Consider the following 17,166-nt stretch of genomic DNA (forward strand, 5'->3'; position numbering starts at 1 on the left):
TTGATGCGAAAATTGAAATAGAAATTTACCAACCGCGCTGATTCTATATTTTCCGCGCAGCAATAGAGTGTGCCCATTCCCCCACACCTGGAGCGCACCATGAGCCGCATCGCCCTGATCGATCCCCGCCAGGCCACCGCCGAGACCCGTCCGCTGCTGGAGGCGGTGACCCGGCAACTCGGCGGCGTGCCCAACTTCATCCGCGTGCTCGGCCAGTCGCCGGCGGCGCTGGAAGCCTTCCTCGGCCTGTTCTCGATCGCCGGCGCCGGTCGCCTGGAGCCGGCCACGCGCGAGCGCATCGCCCTGGCGATCGCGCAGCGCAACAGCTGCGACTACTGCCTGTCGGCGCACACCGCGCTCGCCGCCGGTGCCGGCCTCGACGGCGACGAGGTCCTGCTCAACCGGGCCGGCCGTTCCCGCGACGCCCGCGCGGCGGCGGCGGTGGCGTTCGCGCGGGCGGTGATGGACAACCTCGGCGACGTCACCCAGGCCGAGCTGCAGGCGGTGCGCGAGGCCGGCTACGAGGACGCGGAGATCGTCGAGATCATCGTCCACGTCGCCCTCAACACCTTGACCAACATGATCGGCCGCGCCAGCCAGGTCGACATCGACTTCCCCCGCGTCGGCGCCGGCGAACTGGCCCAGGTCGCCTGAGGCGGACGGGAGACTCCGATGGCACGCCGTTTCGCCGAACTGGCCTTCACCGGACCGGTCAAGGCCGCGCAGCAGCGCTATGGCTCGCGCGAGAGCAACCTCGCCCACGAGTTGGCCGAGGACCGTCGCGATCGCATCGGTCCGGCCGAGGCGGCGTTCATCGCCGAGCGCGATTCGTTCTACATCGCCAGCGTCGGCGAGCAGGGCTGGCCCTACGTGCAGCACCGCGGCGGTCCGCGCGGCTTCCTCAAGGCGCTCGACGAGCGGACCCTGGGGTTCGCGGACTTCCGCGGCAACCGCCAGTACATCAGTGTCGGCAACCTGGCCGGCGACGACCGGGTCTCGCTGATCCTGGTCGACTATCCGGCGCGGCGGCGGCTCAAGCTGTGGGCGCGCGCGCGGGTGGTGCACTTCGAGGACGATCCGATGCTGCTCGCGCGGCTGGAGTTGCCCGACTACCGGGCGCGGGTCGAGCGCGGCATCGTGCTGGAGGTCGAGGCGGTCGACTGGAACTGCCCGCAGCACATCACCCCGCGCTATACCGAGGCGGAGATCGCGCCACGGCTGCAGGCCCTGCAGGACCAGATCGAGGCGCTGAAGTCGCAGCTGCGGGCGGCGACCGCGGCACCGGCGCCGGGCGCGGTGGCGGCCGCCGCCGACGAGGCGTTCGAGGTGCTGTTGCGGCGCAGCGGTCGGCGTCTGCGGGTGGAGGCCGGACAGAACCTGCTCGACGTGCTCAACGACAACGGCCAGGACATCCCCTACAGCTGCCGCAACGGCGAGTGCGCGACCTGCGTGGTGCCGGTGATCGACGGCGAGCTGCTGCACCGCGACGAGGTACTCGACGACGACGAGCGCGCCGCCGGCAACACCCTGTGCTGCTGCGTATCGCGCGCACGCGGCACTTTGGTTCTGGATCTGTGAGTGCCGGCCCCATGAATTCCGGCTCCATGAACTCCGGCCCCATGAATTCCGGACCGGTGAGACGCCGCCTGCGCGCATTCCTGCATCGGCCGCAGCAGACGGTCGGGTGGCCGGCGGCGCTGCGTGCCGGGATCGGTGGCGGCGTCGCGATCGGGTTGTTGCTGGCGCTGGCGCAGCTGTCCGGACAGCCGTGGCTGATGGCGCCGTTCGGCGCCTCCTGCGTGTTGCTGTTCTCGCTGCCGGCCAGTCCGTTGTCGCAGCCGGCCAACGTGATCGGCGGGCATCTGCTGTCGACCGCGATCGGCCTGGCGGTCGCGCAGTGGCTGCCGGACGCGGTCTGGGCGATGCCGCTGGCGGCGATGCTGGCGATCGCGGCGATGGCCGGTCTGCGCGTCACCCATCCGCCGGCCGGCGCCGACCCGCTGCTGGTGCTGCTCGCGCGTCCGGACTGGAGCTTCCTGCTGTTCCCGGTCGCGCTCGGCAGCCTGGCCCTGGTCGCGGTGGCCTGGTGCGTGCACCGGGTGCCCGGCGGCGTGCGCTACCCCTTGCCCCCGCCCTTGCCCCGCCACGACCCGAACCGACGAGGACGTCATGAAGAAGACCCTGCTCGCACTGTTGCTCGCATGTTCCATGCCCGCCGCCGCGGCCGGGCCGTCCGCCGATCTGCGCCTGTACGCGCTCGACTGCGGTCGCCTGGCGTTCGAGGACCTGGGCCAGTTCTCCGACACCTTCGAATACGACGGCCATTCGCGCACGATGCAGGCGTCCTGCTTCCTGATCCGGCACCCGCGTGGCGTGCTGCTGTGGGACGCCGGGCTGGGCGACCGCCTGGCGGCGATGCGCGACGGCCGCCGGGCCCGGATACTCGGTTCGGACGTGACGATGACGGTGCCGGTCACCCTGGCCTCGCAACTGGCCTCGATCGGGCTGGACTTCGATGGGGTCGACTATTTCGCGTTCTCGCACGGCCACGCCGACCACCTCGGCAACGCCCCGGCGCTGACCCGCGCGACCTGGATCGTCAATCGCGCCGAGCTGGACTGGCTGCGGCGGACCCCGGCGCCGGAACGCACCCATCCGGCGCTGTCGGAAGGCGCGTTGCGCGTGGGCACGGTGACGATCGAACGCGACCACGACGTGTTCGGCGACGGCTCGGTGCGGATCCTGTCCGCGCCCGGGCACACCCCGGGCCACCAGGTGCTGCTGGTCCGGCTGCCGCACAGCGGACCGGTGCTGCTCTCCGGCGATCTGTACCACACCCGCGACAACCGGGCCGAGCGCCGGATGCCGGTGTTCAACGTCGACCGCGCCGACACCCTGGCGTCGATCGACCGGATCGAGCGGATCGTCGCCCGGCTCGGCGCGCGGGTGCTGATCCAGCACTCGCGCGAGGACTTCCAGACGCTGCCGGCGTTGCCCGGCTACCTGGATTGAGCCGGGACCGGCGCGGACTTTGACCGGCGCGGATTCTGACTGGCACGGACTTTGACTGGCACGGAACTTCCCGCGCCCACGAAAAAGGCCCGGCATTGCCAGGCCTTCGCGGATCGCGGCGCAGGGCGGTCAGCGCATCTTGCCGCGCCGGAACAGATTGACGATCGCCAGCAGCACGATCGCGCCGATCAGCGCGGTGATCAGATAACCGGTCCAGCCGGTGAGCTGCAGACCGAGGATCGGCAGCAGGTAGCCGCCAAGGAACCCGCCGATGATGCCGACCACGATGTTCAGGATGATGCCTTGCTGTGCGTTGGTCTTCATGACCATGCTGGCGAGCCAGCCCGCGATGCCACCCACGATCAACATGATGATGAAATTCATCCGATGCCTCCCGGGATAAAGGGTGTCGTCTCGAGCCCGGCCGGCCACCCGGCGCGGGATCGCGGCCCACTCTGGGCAGGGCGGTGTGACGAAGATGTCTGCGCCGCGCGGGTCCCGTTCAGTTTCGCAGCAGGGCCAGCAGCGCGGCCCGCGGCAGCTTGCCGGTCTCGTTGCGGGGCAGGGCCGGCACGCAGCGCAGCGGCCGCGGCAGGAACACCGGGTCGACCGTCGCCCGCAGCGCCCGCAGGATCGCCGCCGGCGCCAGTCCGGGCGCGACCGCCAGCGCCGCGATCCGGCGCACGCCGGCGGCGTCGGCCTCGTCCAGTTGCACGACCACGCCGTCCTCGACGCCGGGAACCGCCAGCAATTTGCCGGTGAGGTCGCCCAGCGAGGCGCGTTTGCCGGCGATCTCCAGCAGGTCGCCATTGCGGCCGTGCAGGACGAAGCGGCCGTCGTCGCCGACCTCGGTCAGATCGGCCAGCAACACCGGTTCCGGCAGGTGCGGCGCCTGGATCGCGGTGCCGTCGGGCTGCGGCTGCAGGCGCACGCCCGGCAGTGGCGTCCACGCGTGCTCGCGCGCGGTGCGCCGGCGCGCGAACACGCAGGTCTCGGTCGAGCCGAGCACCTCGCGGACCTCGCAGCCGAAGCGCGCCTCGGCGGCGCGGGCGAGGCCGGCCTGCAACGGCGCGGTGGCCGAGACGATGCCGGCCAGCGGCGGCAGGGCGATGCCGGACTCGACCAGGGCGTGCAGGTGCACCGGGGTGGTGACCAGCAGCGGCGGCCGCGGCGCGTCGGCGCAGCTGCGGGCGACGTCGTCGGGAAAGAACGGCCGTCCGCGGTGCACCGCCAGCGGCCCCAGCAGCGGCAGCAGCACCGACATCTCCATGCCGTACATGTGCTGCGGAGGCACCGTCGCGACCAGGGCGGTGGCGCCCGTGGGACCGTCCGGCGCGCCGATCAGCTCGGCCAGGGCCGCCAGGTTCTGCGCGGTGCTGATGCGGAACGCGGACCAGCGCTTCGGATTCGGCCGCGGCTGGCCGCTGCTGCCGGAGGTGAAGCCGATCGCGACCGGCGCGTCGTCGGCGATCGTCAGCGGCGCGCCGTCGAGTTCGGGCAGGCGCTCGGGCAGCTGCCGCAGCCGCGGCGATGGCGACGCCGGCGGGGTGTCGCCGAGTCCGTAGCTGCCCGGGTGCCGGGCCAGCACCTCGTCGATCACCGCCGGCGCCCGCGAAGGCGGCAGCAGGGTGGTCTGCCCGCGCAGGGCGGCGGCGCAGAACGCGACCAGGAAGCGGTAGCGGTCCTCGCACAGGTTGATCACCGCCGGCGCGTCCGGCAGCCGGTCGGCGACGCCACGGACCTCGCGGCGGAACCGGGCCAGGTCGATCGCGGCCCCGCCGCCGCCGAAGCAGATCGTGCGGGCGGGATCGCCCGGCGCCAGTTCCTGCAGCGCGGTCGCGGCGGTCGGCGAGTTGATTACGGCTGACATCGTCCCAAATCCTGCAGTGTTCCCGGTGCGCCTGGAATGCCCGCCCGGTCGATCGGCGCGGGATGCCCACCTGCGGCAGCGGCCGCCCCCTGCCGGGTAGCTTACGCTTGCCTGCCGACCCGGCGCCAAACCGGGGCCGCCGAAGCCGGATACGGCGGCCATCGTGCTTTTTCCCACCTGACCGAGACCCGACCGCGTGTCCCAGCCGAGTCCTTCGCCCGTATCGCCCCGCTGGACCTGGCTGCCGCGGCAGCCCGGGGTGGCGGCGGAAACGCAGGCGCGCGGCTGGCTGTCGACCCAGCTGGAGGCGCCGCCGGAAACCCTGCCGCTGCACCGGGACGCGTGGCGGCGGCCGCAGATCGCGGCGCCGTTCCAGGGCCGCGACATCAACTGGAGCCACAGCGGCCAGGGCCTGCTGGTGGCGCTGGCCGACAGCGGGGTGCGGGTCGGCGTCGACCTGGAGTGGCTGCGGCCGCGGCCGCGCGCGCTGGCGCTGGCGCAGCGCTATTTCACCGCCGCCGAGCATGCCTGGCTGGCCGCCATCGCCGATGTGCGGGCGCGCGAGCTGGCATTCCTGCGGCTGTGGTGCGCGAAGGAGGCGGTGCTGAAGGCCCACGGCCGCGGGCTCGCGTTCGGGCTGGACCGGCTGAGCTTCGAGGACGGCCCGGCCGGGCTGCGCCTGGTCGCCTGCCACCCCGACCTGGGCATGCCCGCGCACTGGTCGCTGCGCGAGATCCAGCCGGCGCCGGGCTATCGCGGTGCGCTGGCCTGGCGCTGGGGGCGGGGCGCGTGAGCGGTCATACTGTCGGGCCCCGGTCCGCCCGGCTCCGCCCGCATCGCGACGATGGACGCTTCGGTCACCTTCCGCGACTACCGTGATCGCGACCGCCCCGCCTGCATGGGGCTGTTCGACGCCAACTGCCCGGCCTTCTTCGCTCCCAACGAGCGCGAGGACTACGCCGGCTTCCTGCGGCGATGCCTGCCCGGATACCGGGTCTGCGAGCGCGCCGGGCGTGTCGTCGGCGCCTGGGGGCGGTTCGGCGGCGATCTGAACTGGATCCTGCTGGACCCGTCGGCCCAGGGCCTGGGAATCGGTTCGGCGATCATGGACGAGGTGGTCGGCGCCGCGCGCGCGGCGGGACTGGACACGCTGCGGATCGCCGCCAGCCACCGGTCGGCGCCGTTCTTCGCCCGTTTCGGCGCGCAGGCGGTGGCCGAGACCGTCGACGGCTGGGGCCCGGGCATGCACCGTATCGACATGCGGTTGGCGCTGTGAGCGCCGGCCGATCCCTTCTTCTCCGACCCTGCAATCCGTACCGATGACCGAGACCCTGCCGTCCGACCTGCGACCGACCCTCGAAGCGGGGCTGCGTGCGCTGGAGCTGGACCCCGCCCTGGCCGCGCCGCTGCTGGACTACCTGACGCTGCTGACGCGCTGGAACCGCGCCTACAACCTGACCGCGATCCGCGACCCGCGCGAGATGCTGGTCAAGCACCTGCTCGATTCGCTGGCGATGCATCGGCACCTGGACGCGATCGAGGCGGCCGGCGGCGAGCTGGCCGACCTCGGCACCGGTCCCGGCCTGCCCGGGATCCCGCTGGCGATCGCCCGGCCCGGCCTGCGGGTGGCGCTGGTGGAGAGCAACGGCAAGAAGGCGCGCTTCCTGCGCGAGGCGGTGCGCAAGCTGGGGCTGGCACCGAGGGTGCGGGTGCTGGAATCGCGGATCGAGGCGGTCGATGAGCCCGGCGGCTTCGCCGCGATCACCGCCCGCGCGCTGGCGACGCTGCCGCTGATCCTCGAACTCGGCGGCCACCTGCTCGGTGCCGACGGGGTGCTGCTGGCGATGAAGGGCGCCGACCCGGTCGGCGAGATCGACGCGCTGCCGGCGGGCTGGGCGGTGCGGGCCCGTCACCGGCTCGATGTGCCGGGGCTGGAGGCCGAGCGCCACCTGGTGGTGGTCGGCCGCGCCGTTCCCGGCTGAGCCGCGCGGCCCGCTGCCGGCGGTCTGCCGCCCTCCGTTCAGCTGCGTTCGATGCAATGGATCGTGACCGCGAGGTGGGACAGGCGGCCTGGGGCGGGCATAATCACCAGTCCGGCCTGCGTCCGGACCGGGCCCCGCGCACCACGTCGGGTACCGTGCAGGGATCGCCGGCCGCCCGCATCGTCCGCCTCGCCCGCCTTGTTTCGGGGGGAGGCATCATCCGAACCACCGCGCGCGCGACAAGCCTGCGCGAACACGCCAGGGGAACCAGCCGCATGGCCCGCATCATCGCCATCGCCAACCAGAAAGGCGGGGTCGGCAAGACCACCACCGCCGTCAACCTGGCCGCCGGACTTGCCCGGACGCCGAAGAAGGTGCTGCTGATCGATCTCGATCCGCAGGGCAACGCGACGATGGGCAGCGGCGTCGACAAGCGCGAGCTGGAGGCTTCGATCTGCGACGTGCTGCTGGGCGAGGTCGCGGCGACGGACGCGGTCGTGCGCACCGCCGAGGACTTCGACCTGCTGCCGGGCAACATCGACCTGACCGCGGCCGAGATCCAGCTGATGGAGCACGACGGCCGCGAGCAGCGCCTGAAGCAGGCCCTGGTCGATGTCGTCCAGGCCTACGACTACGTGCTGATCGACTGCCCGCCGGCGCTGTCGCTGCTGACCCTCAACGCGCTGACCGCCGCCGATGCGGTGATCGTGCCGATGCAGTGCGAGTACTACGCGCTGGAGGGCATCAGCGCGCTGCTGGAGACGATCGAGGCGATCCGCCAGCGGCTCAATCCGAAGCTGGAGATCGAGGGCGTGCTGCGGACCATGTTCGACGTGCGCAACAACCTCGCCAACGCGGTCTCGGCCGAGCTGACCCAGCATTTCGGCGACAAGGTCTTCCGCACCATCGTGCCGCGCAACGTGCGCCTGGCCGAGGCGCCCAGCCATGGCCAGAGCATCGTCGGCTACGACAAGGGCAGCCGCGGCGGCATCGCCTACCTCGGGCTGGCCGGCGAGGTGATCCGGCGCCAGCGCGAGCGCGACCAGGCCGCCAAGGCCGTGCCGGCACCGGAGGTGGCGGCATGAGCGCAACCAAGGACGCCGCCGTGAAGGACGCACCGACCAAGGCCGCCGCCGCCAAGAAGCGCGGGCTCGGCCGGGGACTGGAGGCCTTGCTCGGGCCCAAGGCCGCGGCCGAGGCGCCGGCGCTGGAGGCGGCCCCCGGCGACGCGCTGCGGACCCTGCCGATCGACGCGCTGGCGCCGGGCAAGTACCAGCCGCGCAAGCACTGGGACGAGTCCAAGCTCGACGAGCTGGCCGAGTCGATCCGCGCCCAGGGCGTGATCCAGCCGATCGTGGTCCGCGAGATCGCCGAGCGCGGCGGCAAGACCTGGGAAATCATCGCCGGCGAACGCCGCTGGCGCGCCAGCCAGCGCGCCGGCCTGAGCGAGATCCCGGTGGTCGTGCGCGAGGTCGACGACCGCACCGTGGTCGCGATGGCGCTGATCGAGAACATCCAGCGCGAGGACCTCAACCCGCTGGAAGAGGCGCAGGCGCTGCAGCGGCTGATCGACGAGTTCGACCTGACCCATGCCCAGACCGCCGAGGCGGTCGGGCGTTCGCGCGCGGCGGTATCCAACCTGCTGCGCCTGCTCGAGCTGCCGTCGGAGATCCGGGTGCTGGTCGAGACCCGCACCCTGGAGATGGGCCATGCCCGCGCGCTGCTGACGCTGACCCCGCAGGCGGCGATCGCGCTGGCGCGGCAGGCCGCCGAGCACGGCTGGTCGGTGCGCGAGGTCGAGCACCGGGTGCAGCAGCTGGCCGCCGGCAAGCTGCCGGCCAATGGCAGGAACAAGCCGGCCAAGGCCGCGCCGCAGGCCGATATCGTCAGCCTGGAGCGCGAGCTGTCGGAGTCGCTCAACACCCGCGTCAACGTGATGCACGGACGCGGCGGCAAGGGCCGGCTGGTGATCCACTACAGCAACCTCGACGCGCTCGACGGCGTGCTCGAGAAGCTGCGCGGCAAGACCGACTGAGGCCGCCCGTACCCGCCCGGAAGCACGCCCAAGACCGACAGTGACGTCGTGAATCCCTATCGCTACCGCGTGGCCCTGCGCGCCACCCATCCCAGTGCCGACCTGGTCCCGCTGTTCGAGGAGATCGGGTTGCGGCCCACCCGCGCCTGGAGTGCCGGCGAGCCGCGCCGCGGTCCCGGCGGCGGCCCGCTGGAGGGCGTGCACCGGGACAGCTACGCCACCGCCGAGCTGTCGGACATCGGCGCCGGCGAGGGCGGACGCAGCTGGGCCGACGCACCGTTCGAGGCGTTCCTGCGCCAGCAACTGGACCGGCTGGCGCCGCACCAACCGGCGTTCCAGTCGCTGGTCCGCGACGGCGGCCGCTGCGAACTGGCGATCGGACTGAGCGGGGATCGCCCGATCAGCTTCGACCTCAGCGCCTGGCTGTGCGAGGCGACCGCCCGCCTGCGCCTGTCGCTGGCGTTCGACATCCATCCCAACGGCGACGACTGAGCGCCAGTACCCGCAGCCGATGACGAGCAACGACAGCCTCCCTCCGGTCCTGGTCACCGGCGCCGCCGGCTTCATCGGCGCCTATGTGTGCCGCGCGCTGCGCGCGCGCGGCGAGGCGGTGATCGGGCTGGACAACTTCAACGACTACTACGACCCGCAGCTCAAGCGCGACCGCCTCGCCGCGCTGTGTCCGGATGTCGAGGTGCGGGCGCTGGACCTGTGCGACCGCGAAGGCCTGGCCGCGCTGTTCGACGCGCACCGCCCGGTCCGCGTCGTGCACCTGGCCGCGCAGGCCGGGGTCCGCTATTCGCTGGAGAATCCGCACGCCTACGTCGACAGCAACCTGGTCGGCTTCGTCAACCTGCTCGAGCTGTGCCGGCACCGCGGCGTCGAGCACCTGGCCTACGCCAGCTCCTCGTCGGTCTACGGCGATTCGGCGACCCCGCCGTTCTCCGAGGACCAGCGCATCGACAAGCCGCGCTCGCTGTATGCTGCGACCAAGGCCGCCAACGAGCTGATGGGCTACACCTATGCCCAGCTGTACGGCCTGCGCGCGACCGGGCTGCGCTTCTTCACCGTCTACGGCCCGTGGGGGCGCCCGGACATGGCGCCGCTGCTGTTCTCGCGCGCGGTGCTGGCGGGACGGCCGATCGACGTGTTCAACCACGGCCGCATGCGCCGCGATTTCACCCACATCGACGACATCGTCGCCGGCGTGCTGGCCGCGCTCGACCGGCCGCCGCCGGGCGGCGTCGACGGGGTGCCGCCGCACCGGGTGTTCAATCTGGGCAACCACACCCCGGTCGAGCTGGAGCGGTTCATCGCGGTGATCGAGGCCGCCGCCGGCCGCCAGGCGCAGAAGGTCTACAAGCCGATGCAGCCCGGCGACATGGTCGAGACCATGGCCGACACCGGACGCGCGCGCGAAGCGCTGGATTTCGAGCCGCGGACCGCGATCGACGACGGGCTGCCGCCGGTGGTGGCCTGGTGCCGGGACTACTTCGGCGAGGCGGCCTGAGCCGGCCGCGGAAGCGGCACTGCAACCGGTGAGCGGTACGATATGTCCGCCGCGGCCGTTCGCGGCGTCCCCGCCGCCGCCGCGCGGCCCCTCACATCGCCCCGCCCGATGACGCAAAACAAGCCTTCGCTGTCGGTGGTCGTGCCCGTGTTCAACGAGCGCGACAACGTCGCTCCCCTGGTCCACGAGATCACCGCCGCGTTGCGCGGGGTGGTGCCGTTCGAGATCGTGTATGTCGACGACCATTCGCGCGACGACACCCTCGACGTGCTGCGCGGCCTCAAGGCCGAGGTGCCGGAGCTGCGGGTGATCCACCACGTCACCCAGAGCGGCCAGAGCACCGCCGTGCGCAACGGCGTCAAGGCCGCGCGCGCGCCGTGGATCGCCACCCTCGACGGCGACGGCCAGAACGACCCGGCCGACATTCCCAGACTGCTCGCCGAGCGCGACAGCGCCGACGCCTCGACCCGGTTGTTCGCCGGCTGGCGGGTCAACCGCCAGGACAGCGGTTCCAAGCGCTGGGCCAGCAAGTGGGCCAACGCGATCCGCGCGCGCATGCTGCGCGACGACACCCCGGACACCGGCTGCGGGATCAAGCTGTTCGAGCGCGAGGCCTTCCTCGAACTGCCGTACTTCGACCACATGCACCGCTACCTGCCGGCGCTGATGCAGCGCGCCGGCTATCGCACGGTGAGCGTGCCGGTGAACCACCGCCACCGCACCGCCGGGGTCTCCAAGTACAACAACCTCGGACGCGCGATGGTCGGCATCCGCGACCTGCGCGGCGTGGCCTGGCTGATCAAGCGCGGCAAGCTGACCCGTACCGAGGAGGTCTGAGCGATGGCCGTCGACTTCATGAACAACCCGGTCGCCTGGCTGGAGTGGACCGGCATCCACATGTCGCCGTGGAAGATGATCGGCCTCACCGGCGCGTTCATGTTCGGTGCGCGCTGGGTGGTCCAGTTCATCGCCTCGCGCCGCCACGGCAAGCCGGTGATCCCGCGGCTGTTCTGGTACATGAGCCTGTGCGGCAGCGCGATGACCCTGAGCTATTTCCTGTTCTCGCAGAAGCAGGACGCGGTCGGGGTGGTGCAGAACCTGTTCCCGTCGTTCACCGCCGCCTACAGCCTGTACCTGGACATCCGCCACCGCGGTTGGCACCGCGACAAGGCCGGGCACTGACCCGATCGCGGCAGACGCCCGCCGGCGCACAGCCGGCAGCGCCGCCGGGATGCGAGAATCGGGGCTTCGCCACGACCGAGCCGAGTCCGATGCGCCTTGCCGTCCTTGCGTTGAGCCCTCTCTTCCTCGCCCTGCAGGTCGCCGCCGCGCCCGCAGCGGCAGCTGAGCCCGCCGCGGCGCCGGCCGCCGTCAGCGTGCCCCGCGGCGACGCCGACGCCCGCTTCAAGGCGATCTACGAACAGGAATGGAGCTGGCGCCAGCGCGAGTACGGCGATGCCGACGAGGACAGCGACGGCGAGGCCGGCAACCGCCGCCTGCCCTCGGTCGACGCCGCCAGCCAGCAGGCCCGGCTGAAGGTCTGGGAGCGGGTGCTGGGCGAACTCGACGGCATCGACGCGGCCGCGCTGTCGGACGAGAGCCGGATCAATCTCGCGGTGTACCGCGCGCAGGTGGAGAACCTCGCCGCCGAGGTGCGCATGCGCAGCTACGAGATGCCGTTCAACTCCGACTCCTCGTTCTGGTCGAACCTGGGGTTCATGGCGCGCACCCGCTTCGACGACGTCGAGGCCGCCGAGGCCTACATCGCCCGCCTCGATGACGTGCCGCGCTACTTCGACGCGCAGATCGTCAACATGCGCGCCGGCCTGGCGCGCGGTTTCAGTGTGCCGCGCGCGGTGCTGGACGGGCGCGAGGTCTCGATCGCGACGACCGCGGCACTCGACGACCCGACCGAGGCCAACCTGTACGCGCCGTTCCGCGCGATGTCGTCGCGGATCGCCCCGGCCGAGCAGGCGCGCCTGCAGCGCGAGGCGCAGACGGCGATCCGCGAGCGGGTGATTCCGGCCTTCGCCCACCTGCTGGCGTTCTTCCGCGACGAGTACGTGCCCGGCGCCCGCACCAGCCTGGGCGCCTCGCAGATGCCCGGCGGCGAGGCCTGGTACCGCCAGCAGATCCGCGAATACACCACCCTCGACCTGTCGCCGGAGCAGATCCACCAGATCGGCCTGGCCGAGGTCGCGCGGATCCAGGCCGAGATGGACGCGGTGATCGCCCGCAGCGGCTTCCAGCCGCCGGCCGGCGAGGAGACCTTTCCCGCGTTCCTGCACTTCCTGCGCACCGACCCGCAGTTCTACGTCGACACCCCGCAGGCCCTGCTCGACCGCGCCGCCTGGATCGCCAAGCGGGTCGACGGCGAGGTCGGCAAGTTCATCGGCACCCTGCCGCGCGGGCGCTTCACCATCATCCCGGTGCCCGACGACATCGCGCCGTTCTGGACCGCCGGCCGCGGCGGCAACGGCACCTACTGGGTCAACACCTACGACCTGCCGTCGCGCCCGCTGTACAACCTGCCGGCGCTGACCCTGCACGAGGCCTCGCCGGGCCACGCCCTGCAGGGCGCGCTGGCCGGCGAGCAGCAGGGCCAGCCGGCGTTCCGCCGCGAGTCCTACATCTCCGCCTACGGCGAGGGCTGGGCGCTGTACACCGAGAAGCTGGGCCAGGAGATGGGCATCTACCAGACCCCCTACGAGGAGTTCGGCCGCCTGACCTACGAGATGTGGCGCGCCTGCCGGCTGGTGATCGACACCGGCGTGCACGCCAAGGGCTGGAGCCGCGAGCAGGCCCTGGCCTACCTGCGCGACCGCACCGCGCTGAGCGAGCACGAGGTCACCACCGAGGTCGACCGCTACATCTCCTGGCCGGGCCAGGCGCTGAGCTACAAGCTGGGCGAGATCGCGATCGTGCGCCTGCGCGGCGAGGCCGAGCGCGCGCTGGGCGACGCCTTCGACATCAAGGACTTCCATGACGCGGTGCTGCGCCAGGGCTCGCTGCCGCTGCCGGTGCTGGAGACCGAGGTGCGACGCTGGATCGCGGCCGAGAAGGGCAAGGGCGACGCGCGCGGTTGACGGGCGGCGGCGGATCGGCCGGCGCTGAACGGGCGTCCGCCCGCGCGCTTGTGGATAAGTCTTGCGTGGACGGGGCCGGGCATGCATAATGCCCGGCTCGCTGTGTCCGAGCGGGTCTGACGACCCGCCCGGGCGGTCCCGGAAGCGCGATTCCGGCCGCCATCGGCAGCGACCCGCCCCGGCGGGGCTCCACCCTCCCGTATCGCGCATCGCCCCGGATGGTCCGGCGGCGCTGGGGCCGACGCCTCCCTGGCCAAGGGAGACACCACAGATTACGAGGTGCGTAATGTCCCGAGTATGCCAAGTCACCGGCAAGCGTACGACGACCGGCAACAACGTCTCGCACGCGATGAACAAGACCCGTCGCCGTTTCCTCCCGAACCTGCACGAGCGCAAGTTCTGGGTCGCCAGCGAGAACCGCTGGGTGAAGCTGCGTGTTTCCACCAAGGCCCTGCGCACCATCGACAAGAAGGGCATCGATGCCGTTCTCGCCGACCTGCGCGCCCGCGGCGAAAAGATCTGAGGAGAACTGAACCATGGCTTCCAAGCGCGACAAGATCCGCCTGATCTCCTCGGCCGGCACCGGCCACTTCTACACCACCGACAAGAACAAGAAGAACACGCCTGGCAAGATGGAGATCAAGAAGTACGATCCCGTCGTTCGCAAGCACGTGATCTACAAGGAAGGCAAGATCAAGTGAGGTAGCGGCGCGGTCGCTTCCCGCGGCCGCCCTTGCCACACTTCTCCCGGTCCTTGCCGGGACACCGACAGCCCGCTTCGGCGGGCTGTCTGCGTTTCCGGGGCCGGAGTTCGGGGCGGCATCCGCATCCGCGGTGCGTGGCGTGGGCTCCGGTCGCCACGCCTGGCCCTGGCCGCCCCGGGATCGCGGCGGCGTTCCCATCGGAACCCCTCCCGCCCGCGGTGGCCGCCATGCGCCGATACGCCCTCCTGCTCGGAATCGTCCTCGCCGCTCCCGCCGCGCAGGCCGAGGCCCCGCTGCCCGCCAACAGCTTCGCCGACAGCTACGGCCGCTACGCCCCGGCGGGCGACTGCACCCGCGAACCGCGGATCACCGTCGCCGCGAGCGGCCTGGAGATCAGCGTCGGCGGCACCAACGAACATATCGCCCAACCCGAAGCGGCCTGGAGCTACTTCGGCCCCAGCTACCAGGGCATCGCCCGCGCGCTGTTCCCGTACACCGGCGCCGAACGCCCGGTGATCATCCTGCTCAACGACGGCGAGGTCCCCGGCACCCTGCGGATCGACCCGCACGACCGCGGCTACTAGGGCGGTCCGCCGCTGTCGGCCTCGTGGGTCTGAGGCAGAGTTGATGGGGCCACATCTTGCAAGATGATCATTCGACGAAGACATAATGGCGTCGAACTTCGTGTACCTAGCAGGAGGCAGGCCTCAGCTTCAAGCAGTCTCTATCTTGTTTCCTGTGCTTTCGACTGCGACGAGAACTCTTTGCTCGAACATGCCCCATGGCTACATCCTGGCGTCTGATCCATCTTTGCCATACAAGACCCTCCCGTCGACGACGGATTGCCATGCGGCCCTTAGAGGGTACCCAACATCTGGATCCCTCAATCGCTTCTTGGCATGCTTTGTCAGTGTCGTCACGCTCACGAGATTCGTTACAGCGGGATCATTGGGGAGTGCGTAGCTCTGTCCACCATCAGAACTAAAGCTATGTTTAAGAAAGGCTAGGGCGAACCTGTCAAGTGTCGGGTCATCCTTCTTAATCTGGCGAAAAACTGCCTTGGCGGACTTAGGGGCGACCCGCATTACTGTCCAGAGTATTCTGGATGGGTTGGCGCAGTTCCAAAATTTCGAGGCGTTCAAGGCGATCTGGCTATTCTTAGCTAGCTTGATGCCTGCCATCTTATGATCTTTCTTGCTGCAAACTATCGCTCCAGGCTCAGGGGCGTTTCGCAGGTCGTTGGTGAGAATCTCTGCCGCGACGGTCAGTGAATCAGGGTCGGAAGCGAGCTTGTATGCAATGTCTTCTGCCTGGTCCGGGGCACACGAAGCAATGAGCCGGCCGATTGCCCTGACCGCTGCGCTTTCTGTCGAGATTGTGAATAGCTGCCGTTCCGAGTCGGAGCGCGAAAGCGGTGCTCGATCTACCAGTCGCGCGATCGCAAGGCAGGTATCTTCAAGGTTCCTGACTTCATTCGCAGAAAGGGCGTCAGCCAGCTCTCCCAACATCTCTAAGAAGCCGAGGCCGTTCTCGTCACTGAGTCTCGATTCCACCGCCTCTCGTTGTTTGGGATCGAGGATGTAGTGCTTTGCCTCAACCATGCTGACATCTGATGTGCCGATTGCCATGCTTAGGGCGATACTCAGACGGCTAGGCGCAGATATGTGTCCTTCGATATCAACCTGTCTTCCAAATGCAAACGAATTGTTTGCCTTGGCTGCGCTAGGGAATAAGAATTGCACTAACCTACGAACTGCGTCGGGGTGACCTGCCCCCACTGAGCCATACCAGTCGAATCTGGGTAAAGTCCGTCAACCCGAGAGGACGGACATGCGCAAGAGTCGATTCACCACCGAGCAGATCATTGGGTTCCTGAAGCAGGTCGAGGCCGGCATGGCGGTCGCCGAGCTGGCCCGCCAGCACGGCTTCAGCCCGGCCAGCTTCTACCAGTGGCGGGCCAAGTACGGCGGGATGGAAGCCGAAGACGCCAAGCGACTGAAGGAGCTGGAGGCTGAGAACAACCGGCTGAAGCGGTTGCTGGCCGAGGCCCACCTGGACATCGAGGCGCTGAAGGTCGGCTTCGGGGTAAAACGCTAGCCCCGCAACGCAAGCGCGAGGTGGTCCGGCGCATGCTTGAACACACGAAATTGAGCGAGCGCCGGGCCTGCCGCCTTGCGGGGCTATCCCGCGATGCCTTCCGCAACGAGCCGGTCCCAACACCTGCTACACAGACGCTGTCGGCCCGGATCATCGAACTGGCTCAGCTGCGCCGGCGCTTCGGCTATCGCCGCCTGCACGACTTGCTGCGCCCGGAGTTCCCGAACGTGAACCACAAGAAGGTCTATCGCCTGTACCGCGAGGCGAACTTGGCCGTGTGTCGTCGCCGGAAGGCCAAGCGGCCGGTTGTAGAACGCCAGCCCTTGTTGCAGGCGAACCAGCCTAACGCGGTCTGGAGCATGGATTTCGTGAGCGACGCCCTGGCCAATGGCCGCCGGTTGAAGTGCCTGACCGTCGCCGACGACTTCAGCCACGAGTGCGTCGACATCGTGGTCGACCATGGCATCAGCGGCGCCTACGTCGTGCGCATGTTGGATCAGGCGGCCTGCTTCCGCGGCCATCCCCGTGCCGTGCGCACTGACAACGGCCCGGAGTTCACCAGCCGCGCCTTCATCGCCTGGACGCAGCAGCACGGCATCGAACACCTGCTGATCGAACCCGGCCGGCCGATGCAGAACGGCTACATCGAGAGCTTCAACGGAAAGTTCCGCGACGAATGCCTGAACGAGCATTGGTTCACGTCACTCGCCCAAGCCCGTGACGTCATCGCCGACTGGAGACGTGATTACAACGAGGTTCGACCGCACAGCAGCTGCGGCCGCATCCCGCCATCGCAGTTCGCTGCCAACCACCGAGCACAACAAGCCAACAACGCAGTAACCTTCAATCCCGGACTTTGTCAGGAATGAC

The 17,166-nt window shown here is 70.0% G+C and carries 20 protein-coding genes and 1 pseudogene; 18 read left to right on the forward strand and 3 right to left on the reverse strand.

The window, feature by feature from the left end; all coding sequences use genetic code 11:
• The first annotated feature begins 99 nt into the window (after positions 1–99).
• The 4 genes and pseudogenes from C9I47_RS01110 (at position 100) to C9I47_RS01125 (ending at position 3,012) form a co-directional block, all read left to right on the forward strand.
• Entirely contained in the window at positions 100–654 is a 555-nt protein-coding gene (locus tag C9I47_RS01110) for a carboxymuconolactone decarboxylase family protein (RefSeq protein WP_111265096.1), read from the forward strand.
• Between the two features lie 18 nt (positions 655–672).
• Complete coding sequence (locus tag C9I47_RS01115; protein WP_190238566.1) at positions 673–1,578, forward strand: 2Fe-2S iron-sulfur cluster-binding protein; 906 nt, start codon at positions 673–675, stop codon at positions 1,576–1,578.
• Between the two features lie 41 nt (positions 1,579–1,619).
• A pseudogene (locus tag C9I47_RS18215) lies at positions 1,620–2,111 on the forward strand (HPP family protein); the annotation flags it as partial.
• Between the two features lie 58 nt (positions 2,112–2,169).
• Positions 2,170–3,012: an N-acyl homoserine lactonase family protein gene (locus tag C9I47_RS01125; RefSeq protein WP_111265097.1), complete on the forward strand. Its 843-nt coding sequence runs from the start codon at positions 2,170–2,172 to the stop codon at positions 3,010–3,012.
• 129 nt (positions 3,013–3,141) lie between these two features.
• Here the strand turns inward: C9I47_RS01125 and C9I47_RS01130 are convergent, their stop codons facing one another.
• Positions 3,142–3,396 carry a GlsB/YeaQ/YmgE family stress response membrane protein gene (locus C9I47_RS01130; RefSeq protein ID WP_111265098.1) on the reverse strand — a complete coding sequence of 85 codons (255 nt, stop codon included), beginning with the start codon at positions 3,394–3,396 and terminating at the stop codon, positions 3,142–3,144.
• Positions 3,397–3,514: 118 nt separating this feature from the next.
• A complete protein-coding gene (locus C9I47_RS01135; protein WP_407067534.1) occupies positions 3,515–4,870 on the reverse strand; it encodes an AMP-binding protein in 1,356 nt (451 codons plus the stop codon).
• A 208-nt stretch (positions 4,871–5,078) separates the two neighbouring features.
• Between C9I47_RS01135 and C9I47_RS01140 the strand changes: the two genes are divergently transcribed.
• From C9I47_RS01140 to C9I47_RS01200, 13 genes are all read left to right on the forward strand, one after another.
• Positions 5,079–5,675: a 4'-phosphopantetheinyl transferase family protein gene (locus C9I47_RS01140; protein ID WP_111265100.1), complete on the forward strand. Its 597-nt coding sequence runs from the start codon at positions 5,079–5,081 to the stop codon at positions 5,673–5,675.
• Between the two features lie 51 nt (positions 5,676–5,726).
• Positions 5,727–6,158: a GNAT family N-acetyltransferase gene (locus C9I47_RS01145; RefSeq protein WP_111265101.1), complete on the forward strand. Its 432-nt coding sequence runs from the start codon at positions 5,727–5,729 to the stop codon at positions 6,156–6,158.
• Between the two features lie 43 nt (positions 6,159–6,201).
• On the forward strand, positions 6,202–6,864 hold the full coding sequence (rsmG, locus tag C9I47_RS01150; RefSeq protein ID WP_111265102.1) for a 16S rRNA (guanine(527)-N(7))-methyltransferase RsmG: 663 nt from the start codon (positions 6,202–6,204) through the stop codon (positions 6,862–6,864).
• 275 nt (positions 6,865–7,139) lie between these two features.
• Positions 7,140–7,949 carry a ParA family protein gene (locus tag C9I47_RS01155; RefSeq protein WP_111265103.1) on the forward strand — a complete coding sequence of 270 codons (810 nt, stop codon included), beginning with the start codon at positions 7,140–7,142 and terminating at the stop codon, positions 7,947–7,949.
• Positions 7,946–8,899: a ParB/RepB/Spo0J family partition protein gene (locus tag C9I47_RS01160; RefSeq protein WP_111265104.1), complete on the forward strand. Its 954-nt coding sequence runs from the start codon at positions 7,946–7,948 to the stop codon at positions 8,897–8,899. The genes C9I47_RS01155 and C9I47_RS01160 overlap by 4 nt, the downstream gene beginning before the upstream one ends.
• A 48-nt stretch (positions 8,900–8,947) precedes the next feature.
• Positions 8,948–9,391: a hypothetical protein gene (locus C9I47_RS01165; RefSeq protein ID WP_111265105.1), complete on the forward strand. Its 444-nt coding sequence runs from the start codon at positions 8,948–8,950 to the stop codon at positions 9,389–9,391.
• A 19-nt stretch (positions 9,392–9,410) separates the two neighbouring features.
• Entirely contained in the window at positions 9,411–10,409 is a 999-nt protein-coding gene (locus tag C9I47_RS01170) for an NAD-dependent epimerase/dehydratase family protein (RefSeq protein ID WP_111265106.1), read from the forward strand.
• A 108-nt stretch (positions 10,410–10,517) separates the two neighbouring features.
• Complete coding sequence (locus C9I47_RS01175) at positions 10,518–11,246, forward strand: glycosyltransferase family 2 protein (protein WP_111265107.1); 729 nt, start codon at positions 10,518–10,520, stop codon at positions 11,244–11,246.
• A 3-nt stretch (positions 11,247–11,249) separates the two neighbouring features.
• Complete coding sequence (locus C9I47_RS01180) at positions 11,250–11,591, forward strand: lipid-A-disaccharide synthase N-terminal domain-containing protein (protein WP_111265108.1); 342 nt, start codon at positions 11,250–11,252, stop codon at positions 11,589–11,591.
• A gap of 89 nt (positions 11,592–11,680) precedes the next feature.
• Positions 11,681–13,495: a DUF885 domain-containing protein gene (locus C9I47_RS01185; protein ID WP_111265109.1), complete on the forward strand. Its 1,815-nt coding sequence runs from the start codon at positions 11,681–11,683 to the stop codon at positions 13,493–13,495.
• 286 nt (positions 13,496–13,781) lie between these two features.
• On the forward strand, positions 13,782–14,018 hold the full coding sequence (gene rpmB, locus C9I47_RS01190) for a 50S ribosomal protein L28 (protein WP_111265110.1): 237 nt from the start codon (positions 13,782–13,784) through the stop codon (positions 14,016–14,018).
• A gap of 13 nt (positions 14,019–14,031) precedes the next feature.
• Positions 14,032–14,196 carry a 50S ribosomal protein L33 gene (gene rpmG, locus C9I47_RS01195; protein WP_111265111.1) on the forward strand — a complete coding sequence of 55 codons (165 nt, stop codon included), beginning with the start codon at positions 14,032–14,034 and terminating at the stop codon, positions 14,194–14,196.
• A gap of 230 nt (positions 14,197–14,426) precedes the next feature.
• Positions 14,427–14,783, forward strand: coding sequence for a hypothetical protein (locus C9I47_RS01200; RefSeq protein ID WP_111265112.1), 357 nt, complete (start codon positions 14,427–14,429; stop codon positions 14,781–14,783).
• A gap of 201 nt (positions 14,784–14,984) precedes the next feature.
• Here the strand turns inward: C9I47_RS01200 and C9I47_RS17385 are convergent, their stop codons facing one another.
• Positions 14,985–15,827, reverse strand: a complete 843-nt coding sequence (locus C9I47_RS17385) for a hypothetical protein (RefSeq protein ID WP_145985393.1) — start codon at positions 15,825–15,827, stop codon at positions 14,985–14,987.
• A gap of 202 nt (positions 15,828–16,029) precedes the next feature.
• Between C9I47_RS17385 and C9I47_RS01205 the strand changes: the two genes are divergently transcribed.
• Positions 16,030–17,165, forward strand: a protein-coding gene (locus tag C9I47_RS01205) for an IS3 family transposase (protein ID WP_111265113.1) whose coding sequence is annotated in 2 segments (ribosomal slippage) — positions 16,030–16,285 and positions 16,285–17,165 — 1,137 coding nt in all. Because the reading frame shifts where the segments join, the coding sequence is not laid out codon by codon here.
• Position 17,166 lies beyond the last annotated feature (1 nt).

This window comes from Marilutibacter maris, assembly GCF_003233695.1.
GTDB lineage: Bacteria > Pseudomonadota > Gammaproteobacteria > Xanthomonadales > Xanthomonadaceae > Marilutibacter > Marilutibacter maris.

Excerpts from the sequence above, each read along its gene's own strand:
- rpmG (WP_111265111.1), top strand. The coding sequence starts at position 14,032 with ATGGCTTCCAAGCGCGACAAGATCCGCCTGATCTCCTCGGCCGGCACC.
- C9I47_RS01160 (WP_111265104.1), top strand. The coding sequence starts at position 7,946 with ATGAGCGCAACCAAGGACGCCGCCGTGAAGGACGCACCGACCAAGGCC.
- C9I47_RS01125 (WP_111265097.1), top strand. The coding sequence starts at position 2,170 with ATGAAGAAGACCCTGCTCGCACTGTTGCTCGCATGTTCCATGCCCGCC.
- C9I47_RS17385 (WP_145985393.1), bottom strand. The coding sequence starts at position 15,827 with ATGGCAATCGGCACATCAGATGTCAGCATGGTTGAGGCAAAGCACTAC.
- C9I47_RS01130 (WP_111265098.1), bottom strand. The coding sequence starts at position 3,396 with ATGAATTTCATCATCATGTTGATCGTGGGTGGCATCGCGGGCTGGCTC.
- C9I47_RS01155 (WP_111265103.1), top strand. The coding sequence starts at position 7,140 with ATGGCCCGCATCATCGCCATCGCCAACCAGAAAGGCGGGGTCGGCAAG.
- rsmG (WP_111265102.1), top strand. The coding sequence starts at position 6,202 with ATGACCGAGACCCTGCCGTCCGACCTGCGACCGACCCTCGAAGCGGGG.
- C9I47_RS01170 (WP_111265106.1), top strand. The coding sequence starts at position 9,411 with ATGACGAGCAACGACAGCCTCCCTCCGGTCCTGGTCACCGGCGCCGCC.
- C9I47_RS01200 (WP_111265112.1), top strand. The coding sequence starts at position 14,427 with ATGCGCCGATACGCCCTCCTGCTCGGAATCGTCCTCGCCGCTCCCGCC.
- C9I47_RS01180 (WP_111265108.1), top strand. The coding sequence starts at position 11,250 with ATGGCCGTCGACTTCATGAACAACCCGGTCGCCTGGCTGGAGTGGACC.
- C9I47_RS01185 (WP_111265109.1), top strand. The coding sequence starts at position 11,681 with ATGCGCCTTGCCGTCCTTGCGTTGAGCCCTCTCTTCCTCGCCCTGCAG.
- C9I47_RS01175 (WP_111265107.1), top strand. The coding sequence starts at position 10,518 with ATGACGCAAAACAAGCCTTCGCTGTCGGTGGTCGTGCCCGTGTTCAAC.
- C9I47_RS01110 (WP_111265096.1), top strand. The coding sequence starts at position 100 with ATGAGCCGCATCGCCCTGATCGATCCCCGCCAGGCCACCGCCGAGACC.
- C9I47_RS01145 (WP_111265101.1), top strand. The coding sequence starts at position 5,727 with ATGGACGCTTCGGTCACCTTCCGCGACTACCGTGATCGCGACCGCCCC.
- C9I47_RS01115 (WP_190238566.1), top strand. The coding sequence starts at position 673 with ATGGCACGCCGTTTCGCCGAACTGGCCTTCACCGGACCGGTCAAGGCC.
- rpmB (WP_111265110.1), top strand. The coding sequence starts at position 13,782 with ATGTCCCGAGTATGCCAAGTCACCGGCAAGCGTACGACGACCGGCAAC.